This window comes from Protofrankia sp. Cr1 (genome assembly GCF_963555865.1).
GTDB lineage: Bacteria > Actinomycetota > Actinomycetes > Frankiales > Frankiaceae > Protofrankia.
The window spans coordinates 2637-13151 of the sequence record NZ_CAUVXO010000025.1 but is presented as its reverse complement, the minus strand read 5'-3'; the positions used below and the strand labels follow the sequence as shown (position 1 = coordinate 13151).

At 68.4% G+C, this 10515-nt stretch carries 8 protein-coding genes and 2 pseudogenes; 2 read left to right on the top strand and 8 right to left on the bottom strand.

The window, feature by feature from the left end; translation table 11 throughout:
• Positions 1-28 precede the first annotated feature (28 nt).
• The 3 genes and pseudogenes from U9980_RS04410 to U9980_RS28410 all read right to left on the bottom strand — a co-directional run bounded on the left by U9980_RS04410 (position 29) and on the right by U9980_RS28410 (position 3804).
• Positions 29-1761, bottom strand: a pseudogene (locus U9980_RS04410) (ABC transporter ATP-binding protein).
• Between the two features lie 323 nt (positions 1762-2084).
• On the bottom strand, positions 2085-2558 hold the full coding sequence (locus U9980_RS04405; RefSeq protein ID WP_322766796.1) for a VOC family protein: 474 nt from the start codon (positions 2556-2558) through the stop codon (positions 2085-2087).
• Positions 2559-2786: 228 nt separating this feature from the next.
• Positions 2787-3804: pseudogene (locus U9980_RS28410) on the bottom strand (undecaprenyl-diphosphate phosphatase).
• 129 nt (positions 3805-3933) lie between these two features.
• On the opposite strand from U9980_RS28410, the gene U9980_RS04390 reads away from it, so the two are divergent.
• Positions 3934-4392, top strand: a complete 459-nt coding sequence (locus tag U9980_RS04390) for a BlaI/MecI/CopY family transcriptional regulator (RefSeq protein WP_322766793.1) — start codon at positions 3934-3936, stop codon at positions 4390-4392.
• A 48-nt stretch (positions 4393-4440) separates the two neighbouring features.
• On the opposite strand, the gene U9980_RS04385 is transcribed toward U9980_RS04390, so the two are convergent.
• The 5 genes from U9980_RS04385 to U9980_RS04365 all read right to left on the bottom strand — a co-directional run bounded on the left by U9980_RS04385 (position 4441) and on the right by U9980_RS04365 (position 9042).
• Positions 4441-6765, bottom strand: coding sequence for a heavy metal translocating P-type ATPase (locus U9980_RS04385; protein WP_322766792.1), 2325 nt, complete (start codon positions 6763-6765; stop codon positions 4441-4443).
• 19 nt (positions 6766-6784) lie between these two features.
• Entirely contained in the window at positions 6785-7009 is a 225-nt protein-coding gene (locus tag U9980_RS04380) for a heavy-metal-associated domain-containing protein (protein ID WP_322766791.1), read from the bottom strand.
• Positions 7010-7066: 57 nt separating this feature from the next.
• Entirely contained in the window at positions 7067-7357 is a 291-nt protein-coding gene (locus tag U9980_RS04375) for a metal-sensitive transcriptional regulator (protein WP_322766790.1), read from the bottom strand.
• A 144-nt stretch (positions 7358-7501) separates the two neighbouring features.
• Positions 7502-8458, bottom strand: a complete 957-nt coding sequence (locus U9980_RS04370) for a hypothetical protein (RefSeq protein ID WP_322766789.1) — start codon at positions 8456-8458, stop codon at positions 7502-7504.
• 98 nt (positions 8459-8556) lie between these two features.
• Entirely contained in the window at positions 8557-9042 is a 486-nt protein-coding gene (locus tag U9980_RS04365; protein WP_322766788.1) for a hypothetical protein, read from the bottom strand.
• 300 nt (positions 9043-9342) lie between these two features.
• Between U9980_RS04365 and U9980_RS04360 the strand changes: the two genes are divergently transcribed.
• Complete coding sequence (locus U9980_RS04360) at positions 9343-10392, top strand: HoxN/HupN/NixA family nickel/cobalt transporter (RefSeq protein WP_416210153.1); 1050 nt, start codon at positions 9343-9345, stop codon at positions 10390-10392.
• Positions 10393-10515 lie beyond the last annotated feature (123 nt).

The window sequence follows — 10515 nt, the reverse complement described above, 5'->3', positions numbered from 1 at the left end:
GCCTGGCCCGGTACCGGTGCCTGGCGGGTCATGCGGCCTCCTCCTCGGTAAGCTGGGAGAGCACGATCTCCCGATACGTGGTGTTGCCAGCCATCAACTGGTGGTGGGTGCCGGTACCGACCACCTCGCCGCCGTCCAGCACGATGATCTGATCGGCCTCGCGGATGGTGGAAACCCGCTGAGCGACGATCACGACGGTCGCGGCGACGGTCTCCCGGGCGAGTGCGGCCCGCAGGTACGCGTCCGTCGCGTAGTCCAGCGCCGAGAACGAGTCATCGAACAGGTAGATCTCCGGGCGGCGGACCAGCACCCGGGCGATCGCGAGGCGCTGGCGCTGACCGCCGGACACGTTGGTCCCACCCTGGGCGATCACGCTGTCCAGGCCCTCGGGCATGGCCTCGACGAACCCCTTCGCCTGCGCGATCTCGAGTGCGTGCCACAGGTCGGCGTCGGTGGCGGCCGGGTTGCCGTAGCGCAGATTGGTTGCGATCGTGCCGGAGAACAGGTAGGGCTTCTGCGGGACCAGCCCGACGGTGGCGGCCAGCAACGCCGGGTCGAGTTCGCGGACATCGACGCCGTCAACGAGGATGGCACCCTGCGTGGCGTCGGCCAGCCGCGGGATCAGGCCGATCAACGTCGTCTTCCCGCTACCGGTGCCACCGATGATCGCCGTGACCTGACCGGGCCGGGCCGAATGCTGATCCCGCGCAGCACCGACGCCTGGGCTCCGGGATAGCCGAACCCGACGTCGCGCAGCTCGAGCTCGCCGTGCCGGTCGAGGGAACGCACCGGGTTCACCGGCGGCAACAGCGTGGACTCGGTCGCCAGCACCTCCCCGATGCGTTCGGCGCACACCTCAGCACGAGGGATCATGATGAACATGAAGGTGGCCATCATCACCGACATCAGGATCTGCATGAGGTAGCTGAGGAAGGCGGTGAGCGCGCCGATCTGCATCTGGCCGGCGTCGATGCGGTGCGCGCCGAACCACAGCACGGCCACGCTGGCGACGTTCACCACCGTGAGCACCAGCGGAAACATCAGCGCCATCAGCCGGCCGAACTGCAGCGAGACGTCGGTCAGCTCGGCGTTGGCCACCCCGAACCGGCGCTGCTCGTAGTCGTCGCGGACGAAGGCGCGGATCACTCGCAACCCGCTGAGCTGTTCGCGCAGGATCCGGTTGACGACGTCAAGGCGCTCCTGCATGGCCCGGCCCAGCGGCTTCATCCGGCGCACGATCGCGATGATGATCGCGCCGAGAACCGGTACGATCACGATGAGCAGGGTCGACAGCCTGGCGTCCTGGTGCAGGGCCAGCACAATACCGCCCAGGCACATGATCGGTGCGGACACCATCAGCGTGAAGCTCATCAGCGCCAGCATCTGAACCTGCTGAACGTCGTTGGTCGCCCGGGTGATCAGGGATGGTGCGCCGAACCGACCGACCTCACGGACGGAGAACGACTGCACCTGGTCGAAAAGCGCCGCCCGCAGGTCCCGACCGAGCGCCATCGCGATCCGGGCGCCGAAGTACACCGCGGCGCCCGCGCAGACGATCTGCACGGCGGCGACCCCGAGCATGATCCCACCTGTGCGCAGGATGTAGCCCGTGTCGCCGGTGATCACCCCGTGGTCGATGATGTCGGCGTTCAGGGTCGGCAGGTACAGGATGGCGATCGTCGCCACCAGCTGCAGGCCGACCACGATCGTGATCGGCCGGGTGTACGGGCCGAGGTGGGCCCGCAGGAGTCGGATCAGCATGCGGTCTCTCTCGGCGGCGGGGCGGGACGGGACAATGGTCCAGACGGTGGCAAGGCTGTCACACCGCTGCTCCGGTCCGGGGGAGGACCACGGCGCCACCCCGCGCAACCGACGAACGGTCACCACACCGCCGACGTATGGGAGCCGACGTATGGGAGCCGACGTATCGGAATAGTACGAGCTGAACCCGGTATCAGGTAGCGGTTCACGGGGCCGATGGATGTGAATCCTCTGCTGCTGGAGAAGCATCCGATTCACATCCTTGAGAGCCGGTCGAGCAGACCGGGATCAACCTGGTTCTCGGGCTGCCTTGCCCACGGTACCTACGCCTGATCGGCGGCGCGCCGCAGCTCCTCAACGTCGATCTTCTTCATCGCAAGCATCGCCCGCATGGCGCGCTGGGACCGCCCGGAGTCGGGATCGCCGAGCACCTCGCCCAGCGCGGCCGGAATGATCTGCCAGGAAAGCCCGTACCGATCCTTGAGCCAACCGCAGGAGCCCTCCTGGCCGCCGTCGGACAGCCTGCTCCAATACTCGTCGACCTCTCCCTGAGAACCGCAGCTGACCTGCAACGAGATCGCCTCGGAGAACGTGAACTCCGGCCCGCCGTTCAGAGCGACGTACTCCTGCCCGTCCAGCATGAAGGTGACGGTCATGACCGTGCCCTCTGGACGGGGTCCGGCCTGGCCATAGCGAGTGACATCAAGGATCTTTGAGTTCGGGAAAATCGACGTATAGAACTCGGCAGCCTCTTCCCCCTGGGTGTCGAACCACAGCCACGGCGTGATCTTGGACATTGCCCGATCCTTTCTCTCCGGTCGTCAACCATGTCCAGTCTGCCCGACCGTGATGGCGCTGACAGGTCGGTGACCGCCATCGCGCGGCGCTCCAGCCCCTTCGCCCGGCACGCTCCGCTCAGGAACCAAAGGATGTGAACCGGATGCTTCTCCAGCAGCATCGGATTCACATCCTTTCGTAACCACCAACGGGATGCCGGCAGCGGCCCTGGGCCGCACCGGCCGCCGTCAGCTGCCGATGGTGAAACGCAGGGTGGCAAGGCCCCCGACGACGAGGCAGTACACGGCGAACGGCGTGAGGGTGCGGCTCTGGAAATAGTTGGTGAGGAAACGTACGGACAGGTAGGCGGCGGTGCCGGCGACGAGCATCCCGACGATGACCTGGCCGTGGATGTGGCTGCCGGCGTCACCGGCGAGGGCCGGGAGTTTCAGGAGGCCGGCGGCGAGGATGACGGGGGTGGCGAGCAGGAAGGAGAACCGGGCGGCGTCCTCGTGGTCGAGGCCGCGCAGCAGCCCGCCGACCATGGTGATCCCGGACCGGGAGATGCCGGCGAACAGCGCGAGGGTCTGGAACAGGCCGATGATGCCGGCATCCCGGTAGGCGAGCCGGTCGAGGCTGCGGTGTTCGGCCACCACCAGGCCGTGGTGCTCGGTGACGACGTCGCCGTCATCGGTGCCCTCACCGGCGCCCTCACTGGCACTGGCACTGGCACTGGCACCTGGCAGCACTGGCACCGGCGCGAGCTGTGGGTACGGGATGTGCGTGGCGGGTTTCCGCGGCGCGGCGCAGCCGTTCCCCGGCGAGCAGGATGACGCCGTTGAGGGTGAGGAACAGCGCGGCGGCCAGCGGTTTGGCGAACAGTGTCCGGAAGGTGTGTTCGAGGACGATGCCGGTGAGTCCGACGGGGACTGTAGCGATGATCAACAGCCAGGCCAGCCGCTCGTCCGAGGTGGTCACGGTACGCGTGCGTACCGTGTTGACGAAGGCCCGAACGATGCGGGCCCAGTCGGACCGGAAGAAGATGAGCAACGCGACGGCGGTCGCGACGTGCAGCGCGACGATAAACGCCAGATAGGGCGACTTCTCGCTGGTCGAGGACGCCGATTCGGTGACGAGGTGCTTCCAGCCTCCGCCGATCACCGCGGGAACCAGCACGGAATGCCCGAGGCTGGACACCGGGAACAGTTCGGTCACGCCTTGCAACAGCCCGGTGACAATCGATTGGGTGTAGGTGAGGTCACTCACGGTTCTTCTCGTCTCCAAGCTACTGGACCTGGGCGGCCGGGTGTGCTGGACGTTGGGTGTGCTGGACGTGGCGCAGCCGTTACCACCGGTACATTACTACGACGTTGTCGTATGCTACGACGAGACGTCGTGGCTACGGGATGGCGGGGTTGCATGGGCGACCGGGTGGACAGTCGTCGGGCCCGCCGGGCACGAGGCGCGCTGGAAAGCGAGGTGCTGGCCGCGCTGTGGGCCACCGACGAGCCGGTGACCCCGGCCGCCATTCAGCAGTCCCTCGGCGGCGATCTCGCCTATACGACGGTGACGACCATCCTCACCCGGTTGGCGGAGAAGGGCCTGGCCGAACGGATACCGACCGGCCGTGGCTACGCCTGGCGGGCGGTGGCCGCGCGCGAGGAGCTCGCAGCCCGGCAGATGAAGGCCCTGCTGACCCGGGGGGAGACCCCGACCGCGGTGCTGCAGCGGTTCGTCGAACAGCTCAGCCCCGCCGAAGGCGCGGTCCTGCAGGCCCTGCTCGCCGGCCAGGCAGCACCCACAACGGGTCCGCCCGGGCCCGGGCCGCCCGACGGCGGGCGAGACAGGGACTGACGGGGTGGACCAGCCTCTGCCCGGTCGTCGTCGCTTTTGTGCTGGTCCCTACGTCACCGGCAGGCTGGAAGGGGCGTAGCCTGCCGGCTGGAAGTGGCGTAGCCGCAGGCTGTTGGAGACGACGAACAGCGAGCTCAACGCCATCGCCGCGCCGGCGATCAGCGGGTTGAGCAGGCCCGTGGCGGCGAGTGGCAGGGCTGCGATGTTGTAGGCGAACGCCCAGAACAGGTTTCCCTTGATGGTGGCGAGGGTGCGCCGGGCGAGGAGGATGGCGTCCACGGCCGCGCGCAGGTCCCCGCGGACCAGGGTGAGGTCGCCGGCTTCGATCGCGGCGTCCGTCCCGGTGCCCATGGCCAGACCGAGGTCGGCCTGGGCGAGCGCGGCGGCGTCGTTGACGCCGTCGCCGACCATCGCGACGACCCGGCCCTGCGCCTGCAACCGGGACACGACGTCGACCTTGTCCGCAGGGAGCACCTCGGCGATCACCTCGTCGATGCCGACCTGCGCGGCGACGGCGCGGGCGGCGCGGGTGTTGTCGCCGGTGAGCAGCACCGGGGTCAGACCGAGGTCGCGCAGTCCGCGGACCGCGTCGGCCGAGGTGGGTTTGACGGTGTCGGCGACGACGAGGACCGCGTGGGCGGCACCGTCCCAACCGGCGAAGACCGGTGTCCGGCCGTCCTGCTCGGCGGCCTGCGCTGCCACATCGAGTTCGTCGGGGATGTGGACCGAGCGGTCGGTCAGCAGCCGGCGGCGGCCGGCGACGACCGCATGTCCGGCCACGACCGCCTGCACGCCGAGTCCCTCAACGCTGCGGAAATCCGTCGCGTCCGGCAGGACGCCGACCCGTTCCCGTGCCCCGCGGGCGATCGCCCGGGCGATCGGATGCTCGGAGGCGTCCTCAACCGCGCCGACCAGCCGCAGCACCTCATCGAGGTCGACACCGGCGGCCGGCACCAGGTCGACCAGGCTCATCCGCCCGGTGGTCACCGTTCCGGTCTTGTCCAGGACGACGGTGTCCACCCGCCGGGTCGATTCCAGCACCTCCGGCCCCTTGATCAGAATCCCGAGCTGGGCGGCCCGACCGCTACCGACAAGCAGGGCGGTGGGCGTCGCGAGGCCGAGCGCGCACGGGCAGGCGACGATCAGTACGGCGACGGCGGCCGTGAATGCGGCCGTCGCCCCGTCACCGAGTGCGAGCCACACCGTGAGGGTGGCGACAGCGAGGACGATCACCACCGGAACGAACACCGCCGAGACCCGATCGGCGAGCCGCGCGATCGCGGCCTTCCCGCTCTGCGCCGCCACGACCAGCGTCGCCATCTGCGCAAGCTGGGTGTCCCCACCCACCCGGGTCGCCCGGACCACCAGCCGACCGCCGGCGTTCAGCGTGGCGCCGGTGACCGCGTCGCCCGGGCTGACCTCGACCGGTAGTGACTCGCCGGTGAGCATGCTCGCGTCGACCGCGGAGCGGCCTTCCTCGACCACCCCGTCAGTGGCGATCTTCTCCCCCGGTCGGACGACGAAGCGCTCCCCCACGGCCAACTGCTCCACGGGTAGCCGCTGCTCCCGGCCGTCGCGCAGGACCGCGACGTCCGTGACACCGAGCTCCAGCAACGCCCGCAGCGCGGCGCCGGCCCGGCGTTTGGCCCGTGCCTCGAAGTAGCGGCCGGCGAGGATGAACGTCGTCACCACCGCGGCAACCTCAAGGTAAATGCTGTCCGCGGCGCTGTCCCGGGTGGCCAGGAGCGTGACGTGCATCGTCATGCCCCGCTCGCCGGCATGGCCGAGGAACAGGGCGTACAGCGACCAGCCGAACGCCGCGAGCGTACCGATGGAGATCAGCGTGTCCATGGTCGCCGCGCCGTGCCGCAGGTTCGTCCACGCCGCACGGTGGAACGGGAAGCCAGCCCACACCACGACCGGCGCGGCCAGCGTCAGCGACAGCCACTGCCAGTTCTCGAACTGCAACGCGGGCACCATCGCCAACAGCAGCACCGGCAGACTCAGCACCGCGGCGACGACCAGCCGGGTACGCAGCGGACCGGTCTGATCCGCCTGCGCTGCCCCGGTGGTCTCGCCGGCATCCCCGTCGAGGCTCGCCACCGCCCCGGCCGGCCGCTCCGTTCGCGGCTGGGGCACGAAGGCCCGGTAGCCGGCCTTCTCCACCTCGGCGATCAGGTCGGCTGCGGTGAGCCGGCCGGGGTGGACGACATGCGCCTGCTCGGTGGCGTAGTTGACCGCAGCGCTCACACCGTCGAGCCTGTTCAACCGCTTCTCGATGCGCGCCGCGCAGGACGCGCAGGTCATCCCCTCGATCGACAGGTTGGTGGCACCGCCGCCGACAGGCCGCGCGTCATCCACGGTCGCGCTCATCAAGAATCTCCCTCTGACCTCAGCGATCTTTCGACGCCAGCCCGGCCAGTGCGTAGCCGGCCTCATCCACGGCGGTGCGCACCGGCGCCTCGTCGAGCGGCTGTTCGCTGGTCACGGTCACCGCGCCAGCGGTGAGATCGACGGAAACGTCGCTGACACCCGCAAGGCGGCCGATCTCGCTGCGCACCGCGCTGACGCAGTGCGCGCAGGTCATGCCGACAACGGTGTAGGTGGATGTGATCACAGCTGGTTCCTTCCAAATCAGATGATCAATATCGGGGCGGGTCGACCAGGTTTCAGGTCAGGACCGGACCAGGCGGGCGATCGCCGCCGAGGCCTCCCGTACCTTGTGGTCGGCCTCGTCACCGCCGGCCGCCGCGGCCCGCACGACGCAGTGCGTCAGGTGCTCATCAAGGAGGCCCAGCGCGACCGACTGTAGCGCCTTCGTCGCCGCCGAGACCTGAGTCAGGATGTCGATGCAGTACTCCTCCTGCTCGACCATCCGCTGCAGCCCCCGGATCTGGCCTTCGATGCGGCGTAACCGCTTGAGGTGGTCGTCCTTGTTGCCGATGTAGCCATGACCAGCGTCCATGAACCCTCCAATACCAATACCCGCTAGGGGTATCCTGAGTCGAAACGCTATACCTGTACCAGGTATCGATCAGGGAGCGGCCGGCAGGGAGCCGGGATCGCCAGGGCGAACCCGCGGAAGATCCCGGCTCCGGTCAGGTGCCGGTCAGCCGACGGACAGGGTCACGACGGCGGTGTGCAGTACCGCCGCGGTCTGGAACTGCACGAACACCCGCCAGTTGCCGGCTTTCGCCATCATCGCCTCGAAGGACAGCGCCGGTCCGCCACCCGCAGCGCTGGTCGCGCCCACCGGGTGCAGATGAGCGAAGGCAAGGTCACCTTCGTGGAAGGCACTCAGGTGCGCGTAGGTGTCCAGGTAGGGCTGCAGGTCGGTGACGGGCGCGCCCTCCTTGGACACCGTGACCGTCAGCGTGTGCGCCGCCCCGGCCATCACCTCACCGGCCAGGGTCAGGGTGTAGCCGTCGACCTGTGTCGTGGTCGATGCGGGCGGCAGCGGCGTGACGGCGGACCTCCCGGCAACGGTGACCGGCTGGCTGAGGACCAGCGGCAGGTCCTGCCCCGAGCTGTTCGTGGTGATGAACGAGGCGTAGACCCGGTACGAGCCCGGCTGCACCGCGTCAAGCGGCACCGTCCAGGTACCGTCGCCGGCCATGGTCGGGTGCACGTGCTGGAAGCCGGTGAGATCGGACCGGACCAGATAGAGGTGCATCAACCTGGTCTGATCCGGCCTGAACGCGGTGACCGGTGCACCAGTTCCGCCCACGATCTGGAACCGGAACGAGGTCGGCGCATCGGCTGGCAGCGAGGACACAGCCGGGACGAACCGGAAACCGGATGCCTCGGCGGTCAGGCCGTCACCCACCGGCTGTTCCGCCGTACCTGCCATCCCTGCCATCCCGGCGTGCCCCGATGCAGACGGCGCCATCATCGTGGCCATCATCGTGGGCGCCGTCATGGTGGGCGCCATCATGGTGTGTTGCATCGTCGGCGTGGTCGTGGAACCACCGCCACAGGCGGTGACCGTCAGTCCGACGGCAACGGTCACACCGGCCGCCACGAACACGGACCGGACACGGGCATGCGAACGCGACAAAATAGACATCGACATCAAGAATCTTCCCGGACGGCACGCGACGCTCGCGTGCGGGTGGACGGACACCTCAGCCGACCCGAGCCCTCGCTCCGGTCAGCGACGCCCTGTCACGTCCGGGACACGCACAACCTCACCAGCAGACACGAACCAGCCAGCGGTGGGGCGCGGCACCCATGACCCGCACGGTCGGCACCGGCGTTCCACAGCCGGACGGGCCACGCCCACGCGACCACGCCGAGCAGAAGGGCCAGCAGCCAGGCCAGCCCTGGCCGGGGAGGTGACGACACGCACAACGTGCCATGGCCGCGGCCATCACCTCTGACCACGGCCGGCGTCTGGGACACCGCGGACACCGCGGACACCGCGGGAAGTGCCTGGCCGGTGGCCGGGAGGTACATCGCCATCTGCGCCATCGCGGCGGCCTCGTGGCCGGTGGCCGAACCGTGTACCGCCATCGTCGACCCCGCCGCGGCGCCACCGCCTGGGCATCCCTGCCCGGCCAGCACGCCGTGCATGACGAACAACCCGGCCAGCACCACGTATGCCAGCACCAACCGGCCGGTCGCCCGCGCCGGTGCGGTCCTACTGCCCACGGGGCTCCCTTCCCAATCGGCATTCCCAATCGGAACCGGCAACCCGGGCCGCGCAAGCGGCGGCTCCGCGTGGCACGACGACCACCTGACATCGTAGTCGATCTACGTGGGCACCGCTGCTCGCACGCTCGGTGCTTGCGACGCCCACTATTGCGAATTTCTTGCATCTGAGAATATTGTGCGTCTAGGTTGTGCTGTCGCCCCGCTGATGAAAGCAGGTCGCTCATGACCACGCGCTCGCTCGCCACGCTCCCCCCGGCCGGCTCGTCCACGTCCCGGTGGCAACGTGTGCGCGGCTCCATGACCCGCCGTGAGTGGAGCCGCACGGCCGGCATGGCCGCGTTCATCCTGGCCCTGCACGTGATCGGCTGGTTCGTCCTCGTCGCAATCGTCGCGCCAGAGCACTACAGCCTGGGGACCAAGACCTTCGGCGTCGGTATCGGGGTGACCGCCTACACCCTGGGGATGCGCCACGCCTTCGACGCCGACCACATCTCGGCCATCGACAACACCACCCGTAAGCTCATGAACGACGGCCAGCGACCGCTGTCGGTCGGCTTCTGGTTCTCTCTCGGCCACTCCACCGTCGTCTTCGCGCTGGCGTTCCTGCTCTCGCTGGGCGTCAGAAGCCTGGCCGGTCCGGTAGGTGATGAGAACTCCGAGCTGCACAACGTCACCAGCCTGATCGGCACCACCGTCTCCGGCATCTTTCTCTATATTATCGCGATCATCAATATTGTTATCCTTGCCGGGATCTGGCGTGTCTTCCGGCAACTGCGCACCGGCGTCTTCGACGAGGCAGCGCTGGAGGACCAGCTGAACAACCGCGGCTTCATGAACCGTCTACTGGGCCGGTTGATGAAATCAATCACCAAACCCTGGCAGATGTACCCGTTGGGCGTGCTGTTCGGCCTCGGTTTCGACACCGCCACCGAGATCGCCCTGCTGGTGCTCGCCGGCTCCGGCGCCGCTTCCGGCCTGCCGTGGTACGCGATCCTGTGCCTTCCCGTCCTGTTTGCCGCGGGAATGAGCCTGCTCGACACCGTCGACGGATCGTTCATGAACTTCGCCTACGGCTGGGCATTCTCGAAACCGGTCCGTAAAGTTTACTACAACCTCACCATCACCGCACTGTCGGTGGCTGTCGCCGTCATCATCGGCACCATCGAACTCCTCGGGCTCATCGCCGAGAAACTCTCGCTGCACGGTGCATTCTGGGACTGGATCAGCGGCCTGGATCTGAACATCGTCGGTTTCGTCATCGTCGGTATGTTCTTCGCCACCTGGGCTATCGCGCTGGCTGTGTGGAAAATCGGCCGTATCGAGGAGAAATGGACCGTCGACAGCTGATTGCGCCCGGCAGGAGGGAGGGTCGCGGCGTCGCGGGTCGATCCCGGGCAGGCCGGGCTCCACGACCAGCCGGCGATCGCCCGTCCCCGGTGCCAGTCGGGTTCGCAGTCAGTCGGGTTCGCC